General features: G+C 62.1%; 14 protein-coding genes, 2 tRNA genes and 3 rRNA genes. 17 read left to right on the forward strand and 2 right to left on the reverse strand.

What is annotated here, in order from left to right; genetic code table 11:
• Positions 1 to 33 precede the first annotated feature (33 nt).
• Complete coding sequence (paaN, locus tag KR541_RS02390; protein WP_216089333.1) at positions 34 to 1740, reverse strand: phenylacetic acid degradation protein PaaN; 1707 nt, start codon at positions 1738 to 1740, stop codon at positions 34 to 36.
• Between the two features lie 129 nt (positions 1741 to 1869).
• Between paaN and KR541_RS02395 the strand changes: the two genes are divergently transcribed.
• The 9 genes from KR541_RS02395 (at position 1870) to KR541_RS02435 (ending at position 13808) form a co-directional block, all read left to right on the forward strand.
• Entirely contained in the window at positions 1870 to 2646 is a 777-nt protein-coding gene (locus KR541_RS02395; protein ID WP_216089334.1) for an enoyl-CoA hydratase, read from the forward strand.
• A gap of 569 nt (positions 2647 to 3215) precedes the next feature.
• Positions 3216 to 4748: ribosomal RNA gene (locus KR541_RS02400) — 16S ribosomal RNA — on the forward strand.
• A 63-nt stretch (positions 4749 to 4811) separates the two neighbouring features.
• A tRNA-Ile gene (locus KR541_RS02405) sits at positions 4812 to 4888 on the forward strand.
• A gap of 38 nt (positions 4889 to 4926) precedes the next feature.
• Positions 4927 to 5002, forward strand: a tRNA-Ala gene (locus tag KR541_RS02410).
• A 276-nt stretch (positions 5003 to 5278) separates the two neighbouring features.
• A 23S ribosomal RNA gene (locus KR541_RS02415) occupies positions 5279 to 8159 on the forward strand.
• A gap of 226 nt (positions 8160 to 8385) precedes the next feature.
• Positions 8386 to 8498 (forward strand): 5S ribosomal RNA (rrf, locus tag KR541_RS02420).
• Together the 16S, 23S and 5S rRNA genes with 2 tRNA genes alongside form the textbook arrangement of a ribosomal RNA operon.
• 197 nt (positions 8499 to 8695) lie before the next feature.
• A protein-coding gene (locus KR541_RS02425; protein WP_089488143.1) for an IS3 family transposase occupies positions 8696 to 9825 on the forward strand; the annotation gives its coding sequence in 2 pieces (ribosomal slippage) (positions 8696 to 8948 and positions 8948 to 9825; 1131 coding nt in all).
• A 96-nt stretch (positions 9826 to 9921) separates the two neighbouring features.
• Positions 9922 to 11997: a molybdopterin-containing oxidoreductase family protein gene (locus tag KR541_RS02430; RefSeq protein ID WP_050013914.1), complete on the forward strand. Its 2076-nt coding sequence runs from the start codon at positions 9922 to 9924 to the stop codon at positions 11995 to 11997.
• 137 nt (positions 11998 to 12134) lie between these two features.
• Positions 12135 to 13808, forward strand: a complete 1674-nt coding sequence (locus KR541_RS02435) for a long-chain fatty acid--CoA ligase (RefSeq protein WP_050013913.1) — start codon at positions 12135 to 12137, stop codon at positions 13806 to 13808.
• A gap of 280 nt (positions 13809 to 14088) precedes the next feature.
• Here KR541_RS02435 and KR541_RS02440 read toward each other — a convergent pair whose 3' ends face one another.
• Positions 14089 to 15240 (reverse strand): porin, encoded by a 1152-nt coding sequence (locus KR541_RS02440; RefSeq protein ID WP_050013912.1) that lies wholly within the window; start codon positions 15238 to 15240, stop codon positions 14089 to 14091.
• Between the two features lie 276 nt (positions 15241 to 15516).
• Between KR541_RS02440 and coq7 the strand changes: the two genes are divergently transcribed.
• From coq7 to mraY, 8 genes are all read left to right on the forward strand, one after another.
• A complete protein-coding gene (gene coq7, locus KR541_RS02445) occupies positions 15517 to 16143 on the forward strand; it encodes a 2-polyprenyl-3-methyl-6-methoxy-1,4-benzoquinone monooxygenase (RefSeq protein WP_209925705.1) in 627 nt (208 codons plus the stop codon).
• Positions 16144 to 16528: 385 nt separating this feature from the next.
• A complete protein-coding gene (gene mraZ / locus KR541_RS02450; protein ID WP_006487094.1) occupies positions 16529 to 16957 on the forward strand; it encodes a division/cell wall cluster transcriptional repressor MraZ in 429 nt (142 codons plus the stop codon).
• Positions 16958 to 16980: 23 nt separating this feature from the next.
• Positions 16981 to 17922, forward strand: a complete 942-nt coding sequence (rsmH, locus tag KR541_RS02455) for a 16S rRNA (cytosine(1402)-N(4))-methyltransferase RsmH (RefSeq protein WP_216089335.1) — start codon at positions 16981 to 16983, stop codon at positions 17920 to 17922.
• The gene (gene ftsL, locus KR541_RS02460; protein ID WP_089488145.1) at positions 17919 to 18260 is read left to right on the forward strand and encodes a cell division protein FtsL; all 342 of its coding nucleotides are present in this window, start codon (positions 17919 to 17921) and stop codon (positions 18258 to 18260) included. Before rsmH ends, ftsL begins: the two co-directional genes overlap by 4 nt.
• Positions 18257 to 20104, forward strand: a complete 1848-nt coding sequence (locus KR541_RS02465; protein ID WP_050013908.1) for a peptidoglycan D,D-transpeptidase FtsI family protein — start codon at positions 18257 to 18259, stop codon at positions 20102 to 20104. The genes ftsL and KR541_RS02465 overlap by 4 nt, the downstream gene beginning before the upstream one ends.
• The gene (locus KR541_RS02470; protein ID WP_124594246.1) at positions 20101 to 21648 is read left to right on the forward strand and encodes a UDP-N-acetylmuramoyl-L-alanyl-D-glutamate--2,6-diaminopimelate ligase; all 1548 of its coding nucleotides are present in this window, start codon (positions 20101 to 20103) and stop codon (positions 21646 to 21648) included. Before KR541_RS02465 ends, KR541_RS02470 begins: the two co-directional genes overlap by 4 nt.
• Entirely contained in the window at positions 21645 to 23051 is a 1407-nt protein-coding gene (locus KR541_RS02475) for a UDP-N-acetylmuramoyl-tripeptide--D-alanyl-D-alanine ligase (protein ID WP_050013906.1), read from the forward strand. Before KR541_RS02470 ends, KR541_RS02475 begins: the two co-directional genes overlap by 4 nt.
• Before the next feature lie 16 nt (positions 23052 to 23067).
• Positions 23068 to 24237 carry a phospho-N-acetylmuramoyl-pentapeptide-transferase gene (gene mraY, locus KR541_RS02480; RefSeq protein ID WP_006477019.1) on the forward strand — a complete coding sequence of 390 codons (1170 nt, stop codon included), beginning with the start codon at positions 23068 to 23070 and terminating at the stop codon, positions 24235 to 24237.
• The last annotated feature ends 10 nt before the right edge of the window (positions 24238 to 24247 follow it).

A 24247-nucleotide genomic window follows, 5' to 3' on the forward strand; every position in this document is an offset into this window, starting at 1 on the left:
AACATGGCGGCGTTTGCACGTCGGCCAATCGGGTTATGCCGTCCGGCCAGCTTCCGCAGGTGCCGCCTTCGGGGCAACATGGACGCGACTTTGGACCACGCGGAAGCGGTTGGCGACGAATGCCGGATCGGCCAGCGCGGCGTTGGCCGCCGGGTTCGCGCCTGTGCCGTGGAAGTCGGAGAACGCGGCCGACTGATTGACGAATACGCCGCTCGTCAGGTTGATCGACAGCGCGACCCCGCCACGCACCGCCGCGTCATGCGCGGTGTCGATGATTGCGTCGTCGGTGCTGTAGACGGAGAGGGTGAGCGCGCCATGCTCGGCGGCGATTTCACCGGCCAGATCGAGCGACTGCGCGGTCGAGTCGGTTGCGATCACGAACGAAATCGGGCCGAACCACTCCTGCGTGAATTTCTCGCGATCGGCCACGTCGAGTTGCAGTACGAGCGGCGTGCGCACGCGCGCGTCGGGGAAGGTGGGATGCTGGAGCGTCATGCTGTCCGCGAGCACGCGGCCGAGCTTGCGCGCGTCGTCGATGCGCGCGGTCACGCCGTCGTTCTGGATCGCGCCGATCAATTCGACCGAGCGTGCCGGGTCGCCGGTGAGCTTTTGCACGGCAACCGCGATCGCTTGCGCGACTTCGTCGAAGCTCGCATGGCCGTCGGCCGTCCGGATACCGTCGCGCGGCACGTAGATGTTCTGCGGCGCCGTGCACATCTGGCCCGAGTACAGCGCCAGCGAGAACGCGATGTTCTTGGCGGCGGCCTTCAGGTCGTCGGTCGAGTCGATCACGATCTGGTTGACGCCGGCTTTCTCGGTGTACACCTGCGCCTGGTGGGCATGGTGTTCGAGCCACGTGCCGTTTTGCGTGCTGCCGGTGAAGTCGATCAGCTTGATCTCGGGGCGCAGCGCGAGATCCTGGACGAGGGCGCCGTCGTTGGGTTCGGTCGCGAGGAGGGTGACCACGTTCGGATCGAACCCGGCTTCGCGCAGCACGTCGCGGGCGATCCGCACCGTGATCGCGAGCGGCAGGATCGCGCCCGGGTGCGGCTTGACGATCACGGTATTCCCGGTTGCCAGATCGGCGAACAGGCCCGGGTAGCCGTTCCAGGTGGGGAACGTGCAGCAGCCGAGCACGATGCCCGTGCCGCGCGGCACGATCGTATAGCGCTTGTGCATCGCGAGCGGCGGGTTCTTGCCTTGCGGTTTTTCCCAGTGCGCATCGGCCGGGATGCGGCGCAGTTCGTCCCACGCATAGGCGACCGCCTCGAGGGCGCGGTCCTGCGCGTGCGGGCCGCCGGCCTGGAACGCCATCATGAACGCTTGCCCGGTGGTGTGCATCACGCTGTAGGCGATTTCGAAGCTTGCACGGTTCAGGCGGGCAAGGATTTCGAGGCTGACGCCGATCCACGCGCTCGGGCCGGCTTCGCGCCACGTACGTTGCGCGGCGCCAGCGGCAGCGATCAGAGCGTCCGGCGTAGATTTCGGATACCGGATGCCCAGCGCGATGCCGTACGGTGAGCGCTCGGCGCCGACCGTGTCATCGGACGCCGGCTGGTCGAGCACGAAGGTCTTGTCGAGGTGCGACTTGAACGCGGCCTCGCCGTCCGCGCTTGCGCTTTCCCCGTACACTTTGGGGCTCGGCATTTCGGCGAACGGGCTCCAGTACCCGCGGCTCTCGATGGCGGCGAGTGCGTGTTTCAGCGTGTCTTCGTGCTTCGTGAACAGGGCATGGGTCATGGCGACAGCCTGATGAACGTTGAGAGGGATCGGATCGATTAATTAACCGACCGGTTGGTCGGAGAATGGTAGCATCAAACTATTCGCATGTGCGAGGCGTTTCTCATTTCATTGATCGAGGAGAAATAGATGGCTTACGAGAACATCCTGGTGGAGACCCGGGGGCGTGTCGGTCTGGTGACGCTGAACCGTCCGAAGGCGCTGAATGCGCTGAACGATGCGTTGATGGATGAACTGGGCGCTGCGCTGAAGGCGTTCGACGCGGACGACGATATCGGCGCCATCGTCGTGACTGGCAGCGAGAAGGCGTTCGCGGCCGGCGCGGACATCGGCATGATGGTGGCCTATTCCTATATGGATGCTTATCGGGGCGACTACATCACGCGCAACTGGGAGACGGTCCGCGAGATTCGCAAACCGATCATTGCTGCGGTGTCGGGCTTTGCGCTGGGCGGTGGTTGCGAACTCGCGATGATGTGCGACATCATCTTCGCGGCGGATACGGCCAAGTTCGGCCAGCCGGAAATCAAGCTGGGCGTCATGCCGGGTGCGGGCGGCACGCAGCGTCTGCCGCGCGCGGTATCGAAGGCGAAGGCCATGGACATGTGCCTGACCGCGCGCTTCATGGACGCCGCCGAGGCCGAACGTGCCGGGCTCGTATCGCGCGTGCTGCCAGCCGACAAGCTGCTCGACGAGGCGATTGCCGCGGCGACGACGATCGCCGAGTTTTCGCTGCCGGCGGTCATGATGGTCAAGGAGTCGGTGAACCGCGCGTACGAGACGACGCTGGCTGAAGGCGTCCACTTCGAGCGACGGTTGTTCCATTCGTTGTTCGCAACCGAAGACCAGAAGGAAGGGATGGCGGCGTTCGTCGAGAAGCGGAAGCCTGTGTTCAAACACCGCTGATCGGCCGGCGCCACGATAGGTATCCGGTGGCTGACCTATATCCGTCGTCGGCGCGATTGCCTCGCCCGGGTGCTTCAAAGCCTCCGTGCGCGCCAGCGCCCGGAGGCTTTTTCAAACTTTCTTCATAAAGGGCTTGCGCGGATGGGGGCGGATGCATAGAATCACGCCTCTTTCGCGCTAACGGAAACGCGGCGCGGAAGGAAGGGAAGCGGTGCTGTTGGGGTTCGGTCGTAGCGAGCCTTGGCGGTACAGGAAGTTGAGCCCCGCAGTCGCAACGATGTAGTGTAAAAAGTTGTTGACGAGCTGCGAAACGCGGTTCATAATCTCGCTTCTCTGCTGCTGAAAACGCAGCGCTGCCGGGAAACACGAAGTTCCTCGCAGAATGCTCTTTAAAAATTAACAGCCGATAAGTGTGGGCGCTTGATGGAAGCGAGCTGATCCTCGGATCAGATAGCGAAAGTATCAAGAGTCTCACACTAAAGTAAGTCAGGTTTATGAAGTGATTCATATTCCTGTCAGCTTTGAGTGAGCGACCGGTTCTTAACCGAACCGAAAACAGTAACAGGTTTGAACTGAAGAGTTTGATCCTGGCTCAGATTGAACGCTGGCGGCATGCCTTACACATGCAAGTCGAACGGCAGCACGGGTGCTTGCACCTGGTGGCGAGTGGCGAACGGGTGAGTAATACATCGGAACATGTCCTGTAGTGGGGGATAGCCCGGCGAAAGCCGGATTAATACCGCATACGATCTACGGATGAAAGCGGGGGACCTTCGGGCCTCGCGCTATAGGGTTGGCCGATGGCTGATTAGCTAGTTGGTGGGGTAAAGGCCTACCAAGGCGACGATCAGTAGCTGGTCTGAGAGGACGACCAGCCACACTGGGACTGAGACACGGCCCAGACTCCTACGGGAGGCAGCAGTGGGGAATTTTGGACAATGGGCGAAAGCCTGATCCAGCAATGCCGCGTGTGTGAAGAAGGCCTTCGGGTTGTAAAGCACTTTTGTCCGGAAAGAAATCCTTGGCTCTAATACAGTCGGGGGATGACGGTACCGGAAGAATAAGCACCGGCTAACTACGTGCCAGCAGCCGCGGTAATACGTAGGGTGCGAGCGTTAATCGGAATTACTGGGCGTAAAGCGTGCGCAGGCGGTTTGCTAAGACCGATGTGAAATCCCCGGGCTCAACCTGGGAACTGCATTGGTGACTGGCAGGCTAGAGTATGGCAGAGGGGGGTAGAATTCCACGTGTAGCAGTGAAATGCGTAGAGATGTGGAGGAATACCGATGGCGAAGGCAGCCCCCTGGGCCAATACTGACGCTCATGCACGAAAGCGTGGGGAGCAAACAGGATTAGATACCCTGGTAGTCCACGCCCTAAACGATGTCAACTAGTTGTTGGGGATTCATTTCCTTAGTAACGTAGCTAACGCGTGAAGTTGACCGCCTGGGGAGTACGGTCGCAAGATTAAAACTCAAAGGAATTGACGGGGACCCGCACAAGCGGTGGATGATGTGGATTAATTCGATGCAACGCGAAAAACCTTACCTACCCTTGACATGGTCGGAATCCTGCCGAGAGGTGGGAGTGCTCGAAAGAGAACCGGCGCACAGGTGCTGCATGGCTGTCGTCAGCTCGTGTCGTGAGATGTTGGGTTAAGTCCCGCAACGAGCGCAACCCTTGTCCTTAGTTGCTACGCAAGAGCACTCTAAGGAGACTGCCGGTGACAAACCGGAGGAAGGTGGGGATGACGTCAAGTCCTCATGGCCCTTATGGGTAGGGCTTCACACGTCATACAATGGTCGGAACAGAGGGTTGCCAACCCGCGAGGGGGAGCTAATCCCAGAAAACCGATCGTAGTCCGGATTGCACTCTGCAACTCGAGTGCATGAAGCTGGAATCGCTAGTAATCGCGGATCAGCATGCCGCGGTGAATACGTTCCCGGGTCTTGTACACACCGCCCGTCACACCATGGGAGTGGGTTTTACCAGAAGTGGCTAGTCTAACCGCAAGGAGGACGGTCACCACGGTAGGATTCATGACTGGGGTGAAGTCGTAACAAGGTAGCCGTATCGGAAGGTGCGGCTGGATCACCTCCTTTCCAGAGCTTCTCGCACAAGTTGAGCGCTCACGCTTATCGGCTGTAAATCAAAGACAGACTCAGGGGTCTGTAGCTCAGTCGGTTAGAGCACCGTCTTGATAAGGCGGGGGTCGTTGGTTCGAATCCAACCAGACCCACCATTGTCTGGCGGTAACACACCTGAGGCATCTGTACTCATGGGGGCATAGCTCAGCTGGGAGAGCACCTGCTTTGCAAGCAGGGGGTCGTCGGTTCGATCCCGTCTGCCTCCACCAATCTTCAATGACAAGCGTTCGAACGAAGCGTCGTGCGAGCCTTTGTCATTGGCGATTGAGCCAGTCAGAGCGGTACGAAAGTATCGGCTGTCGTTCTTTAACAATCTGGAAGAAGTAAGTAATTTGGATAGCGGAAGCGTCTCGAGATGGACGTGGAAGTTATCCGGGTTGTGATTGTATCGATGTATCTCAAGATGATTCGAACTCCATGTTCGACTCAATTGGAATACGGCACAACGCGAGAACTCAACCTGTAACGAGACAGACTCGTTATAGGGTCAAGCGAACAAGTGCATGTGGTGGATGCCTTGGCGATCACAGGCGATGAAGGACGCGGTAGCCTGCGAAAAGCTACGGGGAGCTGGCAAACGAGCTTTGATCCGTAGATGTCCGAATGGGGAAACCCGGCCCTTTTGGGTCATCCTGGACTGAATACATAGGTCCAGTGAAGCGAACGCGGTGAACTGAAACATCTAAGTAACCGCAGGAAAAGAAATCAACCGAGATTCCCAAAGTAGTGGCGAGCGAAATGGGATGAGCCTTGCACTCTTTATTTGTATTGTTAGCCGAACGCTCTGGAAAGTGCGGCCATAGCAGGTGATAGCCCTGTAGGCGAAAACAGTATGAAAGAACTAGGTGTGCGACAAGTAGGGCGGGACACGTGAAATCCTGTCTGAAGATGGGGGGACCATCCTCCAAGGCTAAATACTCGTGATCGACCGATAGTGAACCAGTACCGTGAGGGAAAGGCGAAAAGAACCCCGGGAGGGGAGTGAAATAGATCCTGAAACCGCATGCATACAAACAGTCGGAGCCTCGCAAGGGGTGACGGCGTACCTTTTGTATAATGGGTCAGCGACTTACGTTCAGTAGCAAGCTTAACCGTATAGGGCAGGCGTAGCGAAAGCGAGTCCGAATAGGGCGTTCAGTTGCTGGGCGTAGACCCGAAACCAGGTGATCTATCCATGGCCAGGATGAAGGTGCGGTAACACGTACTGGAGGTCCGAACCCACTAACGTTGAAAAGTTAGGGGATGAGCTGTGGATAGGGGTGAAAGGCTAAACAAACCTGGAAATAGCTGGTTCTCTCCGAAAACTATTTAGGTAGTGCCTCGTGTCTCACCTTCGGGGGTAGAGCACTGTCATGGTTGGGGGGTCTATTGCAGATTACCCCGCCATAGCAAACTCCGAATACCGAAGAGTGCAATCACGGGAGACAGACATCGGGTGCTAACGTCCGGTGTCAAGAGGGAAACAACCCAGACCGCCAGCTAAGGTCCCCAAATATAGCTAAGTGGGAAACGAAGTGGGAAGGCTAAAACAGTCAGGAGGTTGGCTTAGAAGCAGCCACCCTTTAAAGAAAGCGTAATAGCTCACTGATCGAGTCGTCCTGCGCGGAAGATGTAACGGGGCTAAGCTATATACCGAAGCTGCGGATGCGAGCTTGCTCGCATGGTAGGAGAGCGTTCCGTAAGCCTGCGAAGGTGCCTTGTAAAGGGTGCTGGAGGTATCGGAAGTGCGAATGCTGACATGAGTAGCGATAAAGGGGGTGAAAGGCCCCCTCGCCGTAAGCCCAAGGTTTCCTACGCAACGTTCATCGGCGTAGGGTGAGTCGGCCCCTAAGGCGAGGCAGAAATGCGTAGCTGATGGGAAGCAGGTCAATATTCCTGCACCATTGTTAGATGCGATGGGGGGACGGATCGCGGAAGGTTGTCCGGGTGTTGGAAGTCCCGGTCGCTGCATTGGAGAAGGCGCTTAGGCAAATCCGGGCGCGCAATTCAAGGGTGTGGCGCGAGCTCCTTAGGGAGCGAAGCAATTGGAAGTGGTTCCAAGAAAAGCCTCTAAGCTTCAGTCTAACGATGACCGTACCGCAAACCGACACAGGTGGGCGAGATGAGTATTCTAAGGCGCTTGAGAGAACTCGGGAGAAGGAACTCGGCAAATTGGTACCGTAACTTCGGGATAAGGTACGCCCTTGTAGCTTGACTGGCCTGCGCCAGGAGGGTGAAGGGGTTGCAATAAACTGGTGGCTGCGACTGTTTAATAAAAACACAGCACTCTGCAAACACGAAAGTGGACGTATAGGGTGTGACGCCTGCCCGGTGCCGGAAGATTAAATGATGGGGTGCAAGCTCTTGATTGAAGTCCCGGTAAACGGCGGCCGTAACTATAACGGTCCTAAGGTAGCGAAATTCCTTGTCGGGTAAGTTCCGACCTGCACGAATGGCGTAACGATGGCCACACTGTCTCCTCCCGAGACTCAGCGAAGTTGAAGTGTTTGTGATGATGCAATCTACCCGCGGCTAGACGGAAAGACCCCATGAACCTTTACTGTAGCTTTGCATTGGACTTTGAACCGATCTGTGTAGGATAGGTGGGAGGCTATGAAACCGGAACGCTAGTTTCGGTGGAGCCGTCCTTGAAATACCACCCTGGTTTGTTTGAGGTTCTAACCTTGGCCCGTGATCCGGGTCGGGGACAGTGCATGGTAGGCAGTTTGACTGGGGCGGTCTCCTCCCAAAGCGTAACGGAGGAGTACGAAGGTACGCTAGGTACGGTCGGAAATCGTGCTGATAGTGCAATGGCATAAGCGTGCTTAACTGCGAGACCGACAAGTCGAGCAGGTGCGAAAGCAGGTCATAGTGATCCGGTGGTTCTGTATGGAAGGGCCATCGCTCAACGGATAAAAGGTACTCTGGGGATAACAGGCTGATACCGCCCAAGAGTTCATATCGACGGCGGTGTTTGGCACCTCGATGTCGGCTCATCTCATCCTGGGGCTGTAGCCGGTCCCAAGGGTATGGCTGTTCGCCATTTAAAGAGGTACGTGAGCTGGGTTTAAAACGTCGTGAGACAGTTTGGTCCCTATCTGCCGTGGGCGTTGGATATTTGAAGGGGGCTGCTCCTAGTACGAGAGGACCGGAGTGGACGAACCTCTGGTGTACCGGTTGTCACGCCAGTGGCATCGCCGGGTAGCTATGTTCGGAAGAGATAACCGCTGAAAGCATCTAAGCGGGAAACTCGCCTTAAGATGAGATATCCCTGGGGACTAGATCCCCTTGAAGGGTCGTTCGAGACCAGGACGTTGATAGGTCAGGTGTGTAAGCGCAGTAATGCGTTCAGCTAACTGATACTAATTGCCCGTAAGGCTTGATCCTATAACAAGTCTGCCTTGTCGATGATCGTTAGTGCTTCAGCACTTACGAGCATCCCACGCAGAGCGTCGAGCAGCGAAGCTGATCGATGCGGCGCGCCGGTTGAAGTACCGGCGACCTGCGTAGCAAGATGAGACAAGTTGGATTCTCGTGTGTGATACACACAACTCAAGATTACTGCTTCTTCCAGGATTGGTTGCGCTGCGAAGCAACGCAACAACCCCCTTTGCCTGATGACCATAGCGAGTCGGTCCCACCCCTTCCCATCCCGAACAGGACCGTGAAACGACTCTACGCCGATGATAGTGCGGATTCCCGTGTGAAAGTAGGTAATCGTCAGGCTCCCTAAGCCAAGAACCCCCGCCCGACAAGGCGGGGGTTTTTGCATTTCGGCATTCCAAAAAGCATGTGGCGAGGCGTGACCGAGGCTACGTACGCCGGGCTCCTCTGCCGCAAATTGACCCTAGCCCGCAAAACTGTCCCATTTGGAAGTGGGGAATTCCGGCATGACGTTGTTATCGAGACCAGGAGGTCATGCCGTGAAGAAGAGCAAGTTCACCGAAGAGCAGATCGCATATGCGTTGAAGCAGGCCGAGCTGGGCACACCAGTCGCGGAGGTCTGCCGCAAGATGGGGATAAGCGACGCGACGTTTTACAACTGGCGGACGAAGTACGGCGGGCTGGCGCCTTCGGGGCTGCGCTGGCTGAAGCAGCTTGAGGAAGAAAACGCGAAGCTCAAACGCCTCGTGGCCGAACTGTCGCTGGACAAGGCCATGCTGCAGGATGTGCTGTCAAAAAAGCTCTGAAGCCTTCTCGGCGCCGTGATCTGGTCACGGACTTGATGCAGCGTTTCGGCGCAAGCCAGCGGCAGACCTGCGCGTTGTTGCAGCTGTCCCGCACGGTCTACCGTTACGAGTCGGTCGCGCGGGATCAAAGCGCGCTGGAGATGCGCATCAAGGAGATCACGGAAGTGCGGGTGCATTACGGCGCGCCCCGCGTGTACGTGATGCTTCGCCGGGAAGGCTGGCGAGATAATCATAAACGCGTCGAACGCGTGTATCGCGAATTGGGGCTTTCGTTGCGCCACAAACGACCTCGACGGAACAAGTCGGCCCGGCGCCGACAGCCAAAGCAGTTAGTAAGCGCAATCAACGAAATCTGGAGTATGGATTTCGTCGCTGACGCGCTGTTCGACGGCCGTCGCTTACGTACGCTCACGATCGTGGACAACTACACGCAGGAATGTCTGGCCATAGAGGTCGACGGCTCGTTGCGTGGCGAGCACGTTGTCGCCGCACTGGCCCGGCTTGCGCAGCATCGTCCGCTTCCCCGCTATATCAAGGCAGACAATGGCAGCGAATTTATTTCGAAGGCGCTCGACAAATGGGCGTACGAGAATGGCGTGGAGATTGACTTCTCGCGTCCTGGCAAGCCGACCGACAATGCGAAGAATGAATCCTTCAACGGACGCTTCCGGGAGGAATGCCTCAACGCACATTGGTTCTTGTCGCTCGAGGACGCCAGACGCAAAATCGAGGTCTGGCGCGAGTACTATAACGAGGCGCGTCCTCATTCTGCGCTGCAGTGGATGACACCGGCGGAATTTGCCCGCCAGTGCACCGATCGGGCCGATTCGGGCCGCCCCGAAGAGCCGGAATTTTCCAACTAAGACTGGGACGGAAATTGGGTCAGCCTCACTTCAGAGGGGGAAGGTCAAACGTCCCCACGTAAAATTTGCGAATCCCCATCTCTGCATTCAAAAACGATGAACGCCGCCACCCAGATAGCCCGGGCCGTTTGCCCGCATGATTGTCCGGACACGTGCGCAATGCGGGTGACCGTCGAGAACGGCAAGGCAATCAAGGTCACCGGCGATCCCGATCATCCGCCGACGCAGGGTGTGTTGTGTACGAAAGTCAGCAGATACGCGGATCGCGTTCATCATCCCGATCGCCTCACCGTCCCGCTCAAGCGCGTCGGCGCGAAGGGGGAAGGGCGCTTCGTGCCGATTAGCTGGAGCGAGGCATTCGACGAGATCGGGCGTCGCCTCGGTGAAATCGCCGAGCGCGCGCCGGAAGCAATCATGCCGTACAGCTATGCGGGGACGATGGGGTTCGTGCAAGGCGAGGGCATTGCCCAGCGCTTCTTCCACAAGCTCGGCGCGTCGCGGCTGGAGCGCACGATCTGCTCGGCGGCCGGCGCGGCGGGGCTGCGATACACATACGGCGGTAGTGTCGGCATGCACGTCGAGCACTTCGAGGAAAGCGAGCTGATCCTGATATGGGGCGCGAATCCGATTGCATCGAGCCTGCACTTCTGGACCCGCGCGCAGGAAGCGAAGCGTCGTGGCGCGCATCTTGTCGCGATCGACCCGTACCGTTCGCTCACCGCGGAGAAATGTCATCAGCACATTGCACTGAAGCCCGGTACCGATGGCGCGTTTGCGCTCGGCATGATGTACGTGCTGATTACCGAAAACCTGCTCGATCACGATTACATCGCCGACCACACACTCGGCTTTGACGCACTCAAGGCGCGCGCCTTGTCCTACCCGCCGGAACGCGTTGCGCAGATCTGCGGCATCGACGCATCGGAGCTGGTCGACCTTGCGCGTCGCTACGGCGCCACCCGCAAGGCATCGATTCGCCTCAACTACGGCATGCAGCGCGTTCGCGGCGGCGGCAATGCCGTGCGCGCAATCGCAAGCCTGCCGGCATTGACGGGGGCGTGGCGCGATCGGGCGGGTGGCCTGCTGCTCTCGTCGTCGGAATCGGCGCCCGTCAATCAGGCGACGCTGGTGCGTCCGGACCTGATGCCGGGTTGGCCGCACAAGCTGCCGCGCATCATCAACATGAACGCGCTCGGCGATGCGCTGCTACACCCGGGCGACGCGACGTTCGGGCCGAAAGTCGAAGCGGTGATCGTGTACAACTCGAATCCGGTGGCGGTCGCGCCGGACTCGTCGAAGGTTGCCGCGGGCTTCGCACGTGACGATTTGTTCACGGTCGTTCTCGAACACTTCAAGACGGATACGGTCGATTTCGCCGACATTGTCTTGCCGGCGACGACGCAGCTCGAACATCTGGATGTCCATAAGTCGTACGGCCATACCTACGTGATGGCCAACCTGCCGGCGATTCCGCCGGTGGGAGACGCGCGGCCGAACACGGAGATCTTTCGCGGAATCGCGCGCAGCATGGGACTCGACGAGCCCGCGCTCTATCACAGCGACGAAGAGGTCGCGCGTGCGGCGCTTCGCTGGGACGATCCGGCGCTCGACAGCGACTGGGACACGTTGAAGCGCGCAGGCTGGCTGAAGCTCAAGCTGCCGGAAGCGCCATTCGCGAACGGCGGTTTCCGCACACCCTCCGGCAAGTGCGAGTTCTACAGCCCGCGGCTCGAGCAGATGGGCATGGACCCCGTCCCTGACTATCTGCCGCCGTTCGAATCGGCCGAAGCCGCGCCCGGGCTTGCCGCACGCTATCCACTGGCGATGATTTCGCCGCCGGCCCGCCACTTCCTGAACAGCACGTTCGTGAACGTCGACAGCCTGCGTTCGACGGAAGGCGAGCCGCACCTCGACATGCATCCGTCCGACGCCCGCGCGCGCGGCATCGCAGAGGGAGACGTCGTCCGTATCTTCAACGACCGCGGATCGATGCAGGCGCTCGCGCGAGTAACCGATCGCGCGCGTGCCGGGCTCGTCGTCGGGCTGTCGATCTGGTGGAAGAAGCTGTCGCCGGACGGCAGGAACGCGAACGAGGTGACGAGCCAGGCGCTGACAGACCTGGGCAATTCGGCGACGTTTTACGATTGTCTTGTGGAAGTTGAGCGGATTTGATCGAATATCGCCGTATGATCAGACGAAATTGATATGCAAGTTCGAAGTGGACATCTAACCCTGTTGTCTCGGGGCGGGGGAGCCGTTACGATGCGTTTTAGCACGACCATTCGAAAATCTGTGAGGAGACGCGCGGTATGGATCAAATTTGGCTGAAATCGTACCCACCCGGCGTTCCAGCCGAAATTGACGCCTCTCCTTATCCGTCCGTGCCGGACCTGCTCGACGAGAGCTTCCGGCAGTACCGAGACCGTACCGCGTTCGTCTGCATGGGCAAGGGCATCACGTACGGCGAACTCGACAAGCTGTCGCGCGAGTTCGGCGCGTGGCTGCAATCCCGCGGCCTGGCTCGCGGGGCGCGCGTCGCGATCATGATGCCGAACGTGCTGCAATACCCGGTCACGATTGCCGCGGTCCTGCGTGCCGGCTACACGGTCGTCAACGTCAACCCGCTCTATACGCCGCGTGAGCTCGAGCATCAGCTGAAGGACAGCGGTGCGGAGGCGATCGTCATCCTGGAGAATTTCGCGTCGACGCTGCAGGCCGTCATCGCCAATACGGCCGTCAAGCACGTGGTCGTCGCGTCGATGGGCGACCTGCTGGGCATCAAGGGCTGGCTCGTCAATTACGTCGTGCGCAACGTGAAGAAGATGGTGCCTGCGTGGCAACTGCCGTCGTTCACGCGCTTCAAGGCCGCGCTGTCGGAGGGCGGGCGACAGGGCTTCAAATCGCAGAAAATCGGCCCCGACGACGTCGCGTTCCTGCAGTACACGGGCGGGACGACCGGCGTGGCGAAGGGCGCGACGCTGCTGCACCGGAACATCGTGTCGAACGTGCTGCAGGCCGGCGCGTGGCATCAGCCGGCTCACGACAAGTACCCGGACGTGAAACAGTTCGTGACGGTTGTCGCGCTGCCGCTGTATCACGTGTTCGCGTTGACCGTGTGCGGTTTCCTGACGATGCGCACGGGCGGGATGGGTATCCTGATCCCGAACCCGCGCGATATCGGCGGCATGATCAAGGAGTTGAAGGGCTACCAGATCTCGACGATTCCGGCCGTCAACACGCTGTACAACGCGCTGCTGAACCATCCGGAATTCGGTCAGCTCGACCTGTCGAAGCTCGTGATCGCCAACGGCGGCGGCATGGCGATCCAGGAAGGCGTCGCGAAGCGCTGGTATGAAAAGACCGGTACGGCGATCATCGAAGGATACGGGCTGTCCGAAACGTCGCCGGTGGCGACCTGCAACCCTGTGACGGCGACCGAATACAGCGGCACGATCGGCTTGCCGCTGCCGTCGACCGAAGTCGCGATCCGAGACGATGCCGGCAACGACGTCGCGCTCGGCGAGCCGGGCGAGATCTGCATCCGTGGCCCGCAGGTGATGGCCGGCTACTGGAACCGGCCCGACGAGACCGCGAAGGTCATGTTCGCGGACGGCTTCTTCAAGACGGGCGACGTCGGCGTGATGGATGCGCGCGGCTACGTGAAGATCGTCGATCGCAAGAAGGACATGATTCTCGTGTCCGGCTTCAACGTCTATCCGAACGAAGTCGAGGACGTGGTGGCGTCGCATCCGGGCGTGTTCGAGGTGGCGGCAGTTGGCGTGCCGGACGAGCATTCCGGCGAAGCCGTGAAGCTGTTCGTCGTCAAAAAGGATCCGGCGCTGACCGACAAGGACATCCTTGCCTACTGCAAGGAGCGGCTCACCGGGTACAAGCGGCCGAAGCTGGTCGAGTTCCGCACGGAGCTGCCGAAGACGAACGTCGGCAAGATCCTGCGGCGCGAACTGCGCGACGGACGTGCGTAACGCACGCAACGATGCGGTTGAACGAAACGCCCGGCCTGTGCCGGGCTTTTTGTTTGCGGCTGCGGGTGATTGACCAGGAGGCGCCTGTTTCGTGCGAGCGGCGGCGCAAGCCTCGCGTTTCGACCTGACGGCCGGGACGGCGTACCGCGACGCGCGTCTACCGCCACCCGCGGACCGATCGATTCACCGCCCGGCCACCAATCGACATCCCCGCCGCGCCAGCAAAGAAAAAGGCGCCCGAAGGCGCCTTCAATATGCTGCGGCTTGTCAGACAAGCTGATTAGAACTTGTGACGGATACCGACGCGTGCTGCGACCTGGTTGCTGGTGCTCGAACCTGCGAGACCGTTGATCGCCGCCGTTGCCTTCAGGACGTTGCCGTTCGAATCGAGCACGTTGCCCGATGCGTGCTGGTACACGCCGATCGCGTACACGTCCGTGCGCTTCGACAGGAAGTAGTCGACGCCCAGCGAGCCCTGGTGGTACTTGGCTGCCGAGTTGCCGTCGATCTTGCTGCCTTGCGTGTAGTCGTACGCGGCGCCGAGAATCAACGCCGGAGTCAACTGGTACTTGAAGTTGATTTCGCCGTTGTTGAACGTCGCGGTCTGGTTCACGAACGGGCCTGCCGAGAAGCCCTTGAACTTCGTGTTCGAGTACGTCGCGCCGATCGTCGCTGCGCCGAACGTGTACGCGCCGCCTGCACCGATGACCTGGTACGTGTTCGCGTTGTTCGCGTACGCGCCGTAGACCGGCGACGAGACCGACGACGATGCCGAGCCGTTGTTGAACATGCCGCCGAACTGGTTCGGCGTACGTGCGTTCAAGTAACCGACGCCGAGGACCAGCGGGCCGTTGTTGTAGCCTGCGCCGAGCGACCAGACCTGGTTCTTCGAGAACTGGCCTGCCTGGCCGCCGAAGCTGTACAAGCCGCCGAACGTGAGGCCGCCGTAGTTCTGGCTCGTGAACTTGACCGCGTTGTTCACGCGATACGCGTTGTTGAAGTTGTCGAGGTCGCCCGGGTGAGCGGCGATGTAGCCGCCCCACTGGTCGCCTGCCTCGAGCGGGCCGACGAAGTCGACGACGGAGTCGTACTGACGACCCAGCGTGACCGTACCGTACGGGCTCGACAGGCCGACGTAAGCCTGACGACCGAACATCAGGCCGCCCTGACCGAGCCGGCCGCTGTTCACGTCGAAACCGTTTTCGAGGGTGAAGATCGCCTTCAGGCCGCCACCGAGGTCCTCGGTGCCGCGCAGGCCGAAGCGGCTGCCTTGCATCACGCCGCTCGCCAGGCCGTACAGGTGCTTGCCGCCTGCGTTGTTGTTGAAGAGGAAGCCTTCATCGATGATGCCGTAAAGCGTCACGCTGCTTTGCGCATGAGCAGCGCCAGCGAACGCGCCCAGCGCGACGAGCGCGAGAAGCGACTTTTTCATTAGCGGATCTCCAAGAATCACTGAATTTTTTTGGCGGGGCGGATAGTTATGTTCTGTCGACGGGCCCCATCAACTTCGCAAGAAGTCGCACGTAATGTAGCAAAGCCGGTTTTTGCCACAAAGCGAAATGCTGCAGCTCAACGCCGCCATGTTTCCTTTATGCAACAATGGTTAAAATCACGGGTTAACCGCAATTTCCGCTGAATAATCAAGTCGGTTACGCAGCGGACTCGTGCCCTTGCCGCGCGCAGCGGCATCTGCAGCCAGGAGAACAGGATGGTGTTGGATGAACTGATCAGCGAATTCGATCGCGGCCTGCGATCGCTGACCGGCATTAGCCGGATGAGCCGGCCGGTGCCCGTGCCGGTCGATACGACGGACGTCGAGCTGACGCCCGCCGAGCGCACGCACGCGGCCGGCCTGATGCGCGTGAATCACGTCGGCGAGGTCTGCGCGCAGGCGCTCTACCAGGCGCAGAAGCTCACCGCGCGCACCGCGTCGGCGAAGGCGATGTTCGAGGAGGCCGCGCGCGAGGAGGAGGATCACCTCGCGTGGACCGCGCACCGCCTGAAGGAACTCGATTCGCGCCCGAGCCTGCTGAACCCGCTGTGGTATGCCGGCGCGCTCGCGATCGGTGTGGCGGCCGGCACGCTCGGCGACAAGGTCAGCCTCGGCTTCATGGCGGAGACGGAGCGGCAGGTCGAGAGCCATCTCGAAGGTCACATGTCCGAGCTGCCGGCGACCGACACCGCATCGCGCGCGATCGTCGAACAGATGCGGATCGACGAGGTGAAGCACGGCAAGGCCGCGACCGACGCCGGCGGGATCGAGCTGCCGCTACCCGCGCGGATGCTGATGCGCGCCGCGTCGAAAGTCATGACGCGCACTGCTTACTATCTCTGAGATTTGGCCGGGGTGGCGCAGGACGCCGCCCCGGTTCACCGCCCCCGATACCGTCCGCTCACTCCTCGTTTTCCCGCCCCCGAAAGCCCCGTCCGCACGCCAGTCTGGCCCGTCTTTCTCACGTATCACCTTCACAAGTTGCACTAGCTCATTCATTTATAACGGTTTTTGGAATGAGGGGTCGCATGAGCATGTGCGCGTAAGTCCTTGTTCTAACTAACAAAATTCGTCAAAAAAGCGGGCCGCTCCCTTGACCGTGCCACACCCTTCCTCTAAAGTGGGAGACAGTGTGAGAAAGTGTATTTTTGTGTGATTTAGCCGGCTGTTCCGGCTAAATTCTCAGCATTGAGCGGGTGCTTCGGTGCCCTGAACGGGAGAGCGGAAAGTGTTCCAAGGGGCGTCGGCGCTGACGCTCGATGCGAAAGGGCGGATGTCGGTGCCGGCTCGCTATCGCGAAGCGCTGCAAGGACAGGCAGAAGGACGGGTGACTGTGACCAAGCACCCGGACGGCTGCCTGTTGCTGTTTCCGCGCCCCGAATGGGAAGTGTTCCGCGCCAAGATCGCCGCGCTGCCGATGGACGCGCACTGGTGGCGGCGAATTTTTCTCGGCAATGCGATGGATGTCGATCTCGACAGCGCGGGCCGGATTCTCGTATCGCCCGAGCTGCGCATGGCAGCCGGACTGGAAAAGGAAGTCATGTTGTTGGGAATGGGTAGTCACTTCGAGCTGTGGGATTCGCAGACCTACAACGCGAAGGAGCAGGCGGCGATGGCGCAGGGCATGCCCGACGCGCTGAAGAATTTCACGTTCTGATTGCGGTGACGGAGACGCCCGCGATGGGAAATGAATTGCGGCATCGGACGGTGCTGTTGGATGAGGCGGTCGAGTCGCTCGTGACGCGGCCGGACGGCATGTATGTCGACGGCACGTTCGGGCGCGGCGGCCATAGCCGCGCGGTGCTCGCGCGGCTGGCGTCGGGCGGGCGGCTGATCGCGTTCGACAAGGATCCGAGGGCGATCGAGACGGCGCAGGGCATCGAGGATGCGCGCTTCTCGATCGTGCATGACAGCTTTGCATCGATGCGCGACGCGCTTGCGGCGCGCGGCGTCGAGAAGGTGTCGGGGGTGTTGCTGGACCTGGGCGTGTCCTCGCCGCAGGTGGACGATCCGGCGCGCGGCTTCAGTTTCCGCGCGGATGGTCCGCTGGACATGCGAATGGATCCGACGCGCGGCGAGTCGGCGGCCGAATGGCTCGCGCGGGCTTCGGTGCAGGAATTGACGGAGGTGATACGGGATTATGGGGAAGAACGGTTTGCTTTTCAGATTGCAAAGGCGCTTGTTGCTCGCCGGGCAGAGTCCGACCGTCTTGGGCCTCTCGACACCACGGGCGAGCTTGCCCAAATCGTGGGTCACGTCGTCAAAACCCGTGAGAAGGGCAAGGATCCGGCAACCCGCACCTTTCAGGCTATACGGATTCACGTCAATCAAGAGCTTGCGGACCTGCAAGTCGTACTAGACGCGGCACTGTCGTTGCTGGAGCAAGGGGGGCGGCTGGTGGTCATCAGCTTTCATTCACTCGAGGACCGGATCGTCAAGCGATTCATGCAGGCGCACGCGAGTGCGCCTGCGGTCGATCGTCGCCTGCCGATCCGCGCCGTCGACCTGCCGAGCCCGCCGCTCAAGATCATCAGCCGCCAGTTCCCGAGCGAAGCGGAAGTCGCCGCGAATCCGCGCGCCCGCTCGGCCGTGATGCGCATTGCGGAGCGCGTCACGCCATGAGCCGTCTCAATATCTTCCTGCTGATCATCGTGATGGGTTGCGCGCTGTCGGTCGTCAACTCGACGAACCAGCAACGCCAGATCTTCATCCAGCTGCAGCGCGCGCAGTCGCAGGAGCGTCAGCTCCAGCAGGACTACGCGCAGCTTCAATATCAGCAGAGCGCGCTGTCGAAGACGTCGCGCATCGAGCAGCTCGCGAACGATTCGCTGAAAATGCAGCCGATTTCGACCGGTCGCACGCAATACCTGACGCTGCCGGCGGGTGCGGCGAAGGCGATCGACGCGCCGATGGCGGCATCGGCCGACACGGCCGGCAAGGGCAACGGGGGCGCGCGATGAAGCCGTCCCCGAAGCGCCAGAACGTGAAGTTCTCGTCGAGCCCCGTGCTGGGCGTGCATTTGCCGATGTGGCGCTCGAAGCTCGTCGTGTTCCTGCTGTTCATGGCGTTCGTCGCGCTGACCGCCCGGGCGTTCTGGATCCAGGGGCCCGGCAACGCGTTCTATCAGAAGCAGGGCGAAAGCCGCTACCAGCGCACGCTCGAGCTGCCGGCCACGCGCGGCAAGATTCTCGACCGTAACGGGCTCGTGCTCGCGACGAGCTTGCCGGTGCGCGCGATCTGGGCGATTCCGGACGCGGTGCCAGACGATCTCGATACCGACAAGGTCAACCAGCTCGGCAAGCTCCTCGGCATGACGCCGAAGGAACTGCGCGTGAAGCTGTCGCAAGACAAGGGTTTCGTCTACGTGAAGCGCCAGGTGCCGATCGACGTCGCGGACAAGGTCGCCGCGCTCGACATTCCCGGCATCTATCAGCGCAACGAATACAAGCGCTTCTATCCGGAAGGCGAGATCACCGCTCACCTGATCGGTTTCACGAACGTCGAGGACGAAGGGCAGGAAGGCGTCGAACTGGGCGACCAGAAGATGTTGTCCGGCACGTCCGGCATGCGTCGCGTGATCAAGGACCGGATGGGGCACATCATCGAGGATGTCGCCGAGCAGATCCCGCCGCACAACGGCACCGACGTCGACCTGTCGATCGACAGCAAGATCCAGTACATCGCGTACGCGAACCTAAAGGCCGCCGTCGAGAAGTTCAAGGCGAAGGCCGGCGCGGCGATGGTCGTCGACGTGCGGACCGGCGAAGTGCTCGCGCTCGTCAACTACCCGACGTACAACCCGAACGACCGTTCGCGCATGACGGGCGAGCAGTTGCGCAACCGGATCATGACCGACGTGTTCGAGCCGGGCTCGATCATGAAGCCGTTCACCGTGTCGCTCGCGCTCGATCTGCATCGCGTGACGCCGAACACGCTCGTCGAGACGGGCAACGGGCACTTCGTGCTCGACGGCGCGCCGATCACCGACGACGCGGGTTTCGGCACGCTGACGGTCGGCGGCGTGATCCAGAAGTCGAGCAACATCGGCGCGACGAAGATCGCGATGACGATGCGGCCCGAGGAAATGTGGAATATGTATACGAGCATCGGCCTCGGCCAGGCGCCGAAGGTCGGGTTCCCGGGCGCGGTGGCCGGCCGACTGCGTCCGTGGAAGAGCTGGCGCCGCATCGAGCAGGCGACGATGTCGTACGGCTATGGCCTGTCGGTGTCGCTGTTCCAGCTCGCCCGCGCGTACACGGCGATCGCGCACGACGGCGAGCTGATGCCCGTGACCATTTTCAAGACCGACCCCAATCAGCCGATCGCGGGCACGCAGGTGTTCAATCCGACCACCGCGCGCGAAGTCCGCGCGATGCTCGAGACGGTGGTCGCGCCGGGCGGCACGTCGCCGGATGCGGCCGTGCCGGGCTACCGCGTCGGCGGCAAGAGCGGTACCGCATACAAACATGAAGGTCACGGCTACACGCGCAAATACCGCGCGTCGTTCGTCGGGATGGCGCCGATGCCGAATCCGCGCGTCGTGATCGCGGTGTCGGTCGACGAGCCGACTGCCGGCAGCCACTTCGGCGGCCAGGTGTCGGGCCCCGTATTCTCGGCGATCGCCGGCGACACGATGCGTGCGCTGAACGTCCCGCCGAACATGCCGATCAAGCAGCTCGTCGTGTCCGACGATTCGCCGGAATCTGCTACCGCAAAGGGCCCGCAAAAGCTGGCCGCGGGCAGCGGTGCGAAGCATATGATCGTATCCAGCACGACACGTAATTCACCAGGAGTGGTTCGATGAGCGCCGCCCGCAGTTCCCATCCGGCGCATCAGCAGATCGCAGCCGCGCTCGCGTGGTTGCGTCAGCATGTGACCCCCGCGGCGCAACTGCATGCGGACACGCGCAGCCTGAAGGCTGGCGACGTGTTCGTCGCGTATGCGGTCGACGGGGCAGATAACCGCGCGTTCATGGCCGACGCCGTCGCACGCGGTGCGGCCGCCGTACTGTATCAGCCGGAAGGGCTGAGCGCGGCACCGGCCGCGCCGGCCGTACCCGTCGCGCTCGCGGTGCCGGCGCTCGACCAGCTCGCCGGCGAGATCGCCAGCGGCTGGTACGGCGATCCGAGCGACAGCCTGCTCGCGATCGGCGTCACCGGCACGAACGGCAAGACGTCGTGCACGCAATGGATCGCCACCGCGCTGACGGCGTTGCACCAGCCGTGCGCGGTGATCGGCACCCTCGGCAGCGGGATGCCCGGCCAGCTCGTGCCGACCGGCTTCACGACGCCCGACGCGCCGCAACTTCAGCGCAGCCTTGCGCAGTTGCGCGGCGCGGGCGCGCAGGCCGTCGCGATGGAGGTGTCGTCGCACGCGCTGCACCAGGGGCGCGTGAACGGGACGGCGTTCGACATCGCGGTGTTGACGAACCTCACGCAGGATCACCTCGACTATCACGGCACGTTGGATGCGTACGAGGCGGCGAAGGCGAAGCTGTTCGCGTGGCGCGGTTTGCGCGCGGCGGTGATCAACCGCGACGACGCAGCGGGCCGTCGCCTGCTCGAGAAGCTGGCCGGCCGTGTGCGCACGATCGCGTATGGGATCGGCGACGTGCCGGCGCCCGACGCCGATCGCGAGCTGATCGCGCTCGACGTGCGCGCGACGGCGACCGGCACCGCTTTCCGCTTGCGTTCGTCGTGGGGCGACGCGGACGTCGAGGTCGGCACGCTCGGCACGTTCAACGTCAGCAACCTGCTCGCGGTACTCGGTTCGCTGCTCGCGGCCGACGTGCCGTTCGACGCGGCCCTTGGCGAAATCGAGCGGCTCGAGTCGGTCAACGGCCGGATGCAGCGGCTCGGCGGCCGGCTGCAGAACGACGAGCCGCTCGTCGTGATCGACTACGCGCATACGCCGGACGCGCTCGAAAAGACGCTCGACGCGCTGCGCCCGATCGCCGCGGCGCGCGGCGGCCGGCTCGTCTGCATGTTCGGCTGCGGCGGCGATCGCGATGCGACGAAGCGTCCGCTGATGGGCGCGATCGCGGAGCGGCTCGCCGATGAAACCGTCGTCACGAGCGACAACCCGCGCAGCGAGGATCCGCAGCGCATCATCGACCAGGTCGTCGCGGGCATGACCGCGCCCGATCGCGCACGCCGGATCGAGGATCGCGCGAGCGCGATCCTGCAGGCCGTGCGCGGCGCCGCTCGCGAGGACGTCGTCGTGCTGGCCGGCAAGGGCCACGAGGCCACGCAGGAAATCATGGGCAAGAAGCGCACGTTCTCCGATCAGGATCATGCAAGGCTCGCGCTCGCCGCGCGCGCGACGCACGGCAAGGGAGGCGCCGAATGACGATGCTCAGTCTCGGCGAAGCCGGCCGCCTGATTCCCGGCGCCACCGTCCACGGCGACGCGGGCGTCACGTTCGACCGCGTGTCGACCGATAGCCGTACGGTCGGCCCGGGCGACCTGTTCGTCGCGCTGAAGGGCGAGCGCTTCGACGCGCACGATTTCCTCGGCGACGTCGCCGCGCGCGGGGCGACCGCCGCGCTCGTCGCGCACGCGCCCGCAGGCGTCGCGATGCCGATGATCGAAGGCGGCGAAACGCGTGCCGCGCTCGGTGCGCTCGCGCACGGCTGGCGGATGCGATTCCCGCTGCCGCTGGTCGCGGTGACGGGCAGCAACGGCAAGACGACCGTCAAGGAAATGATCGCGTCGATCTTCGCGGCGGCGGTCGGCGCCGACGCGCGGCTCGCGACGGCCGGCAACCTGAACAACGACGTCGGCCTGCCGCTGACGCTGCTGCGCCTGTCGGCCGTGCATCGTCTCGCGGTGATCGAGATCGGCATGAACCACCCGGGTGAAACCGACGTCCTCGCGCGTCTGACCGCGCCGACGGTCGCGCTCGTCAACAACGCGCAGCGCGAGCACCAGGAATTCATGGCGACGGTCGAAGCCGTCGCGCTCGAACACGCGGCCGTGATCCACGCGCTGCCGCCGGACGGCGTCGCGGTGTTCCCCGCCGACGACGCGTACGCGGGCATCTGGCGCGTTGCGGCGACCGGCAACCGGATCCTCGATTTCGCGCTGCACGACGTCGAACGGCAGAACGACGCGCAGGTGGTCGGCCGCGTGCACGGCGGCGAGCTCGCGATCGACACGCCGGCGGGCGCCGTCACGGTCCGGCTGCGTGCGCTCGGCGAGCACAACGCGCGCAACGCGCTGGCAGCGACGGCCGCGGCGCTCGGCGCCGGCGTCGCGCTGTCGGCGATCCGGCAGGGGCTTGAAGCGTTCGAACCGGTCAAGGGCCGGCTGCAGGTGAAGCAGGCGAGCGTCGGCAGCCTCGCGGGCGCGACGGTCGTCGACGATACGTACAACGCGAACCCCGATTCGATGCGTGCCGCGATCGACGTGCTCGCCGCGCATCCGGCGCCGCGCGTGCTGGTGATCGGCGACATGGGCGAAGTCGGCGACGAAGGGCCGGCATTCCACCGCGAGGTCGGCGCGTACGCGCGCGAACGCGGGATCGACGCGCTGTTCGCGCTCGGCGACGCATCGCGCGACGCGTGCACCGCCTACGGCGACACGGCACGCCATTTCGGCGACGTCGACGCGCTCGTGTCGGCGCTGCTCGCGGCCGGTTACGGCGCGCAGGCGACGGTGCTCGTGAAGGGCTCGCGGTACATGAAGATGGAGCGCGTGGTCGACGCGCTGACGAACCAACCCGCGACGGGCACCGTGCCCGCCGCACACTGAGTAGAAGGAAGGAAGCATGCTGCTGGCGCTGGCGCAATGGCTGCAAGGAGACGCAAGCTTTTTGCGCTTGTTCACGTACCTCACGTTCCGGGCGGTGATGGCCACCATCACCGCGCTGGGGATCGGGCTCGTGTGCGGACCGTGGGTGATTCGCAAGCTGACGCAAATGAAGGTCGGGCAGGCCGTGCGCAAGGACGGCCCGCAGACCCACCTCGTCAAGTCCGGCACGCCGACGATGGGCGGCGTGCTGATCCTGATCGGCATCGCGGTCGCGACGCTGCTGTGGGGTGACCTGACGAACCGGTTCATCTGGATCGTGATGCTCGTCACGTTCGGCTTCGGCGTAATTGGCTGGGTCGACGATTACCGCAAGGTCGTCCACAAGGATCCGCGCGGGATGTCGTCGCGCGAGAAGTATTTCTGGCAGTCGGTGATCGGGCTGTTCGCGGCCGTCTATCTCGCGTTCAGCGTGTCCGAGGCGAACAACGTACGCGTGTTCGACCTGTTCATGGCATGGGTGAGGAGCGGCCTGTCGATGGGGCTGCCGGCGCGTGCCGACCTGATGCTGCCGTTCCTGAAGTCGATCAGCTACCCGCTCGGCGTATGGGGCTTCATCGTGTTGACCTACTTCGTGATCGTCGGCGCGAGCAACGCGGTGAACCTGACCGACGGCCTCGACGGCCTCGTGATCATGCCGGTCGTGCTGGTCGGCGCGTCGCTCGGCGTGTTCGCGTACGTGATGGGTAGCGCGGTCTATTCAAAATATTTGCTGTTCCCGCACATCCCGGGCGCGGGCGAACTGCTGATCTTCTGTTCCGCGATGGGCGGGGCCGGGCTCGCGTTCCTCTGGTACAACACGCACCCCGCGCAGGTGTTCATGGGCGACGTCGGCGCGCTGGCGCTGGGCGGCGCGCTCGGCACGGTCGCGGTGATCGTGCGCCAGGAAATCGTGCTGTTCATCATGGGCGGCATCTTCGTCGCGGAAACGCTGTCGGTGATGCTGCAGGTGTCGTGGTTCAAGTACACGAAGAAGCGTTACGGCGAAGGGCGGCGCCTGCTGAAGATGGCGCCGCTGCATCACCATTTCGAATTGTCCGGCTGGAAGGAAACGCAGGTGGTCGTGCGTTTCTGGATCATCACCCTGATGTTGTGCCTGTTCGGTCTGACCACCCTCAAGCTGCGGTAAAGGAAAGGTA

Origin of the sequence: Burkholderia sola (assembly GCF_905400185.1) — a bacterium.
GTDB classification, from domain to species: Bacteria; Pseudomonadota; Gammaproteobacteria; order Burkholderiales; family Burkholderiaceae; genus Burkholderia; species Burkholderia sola.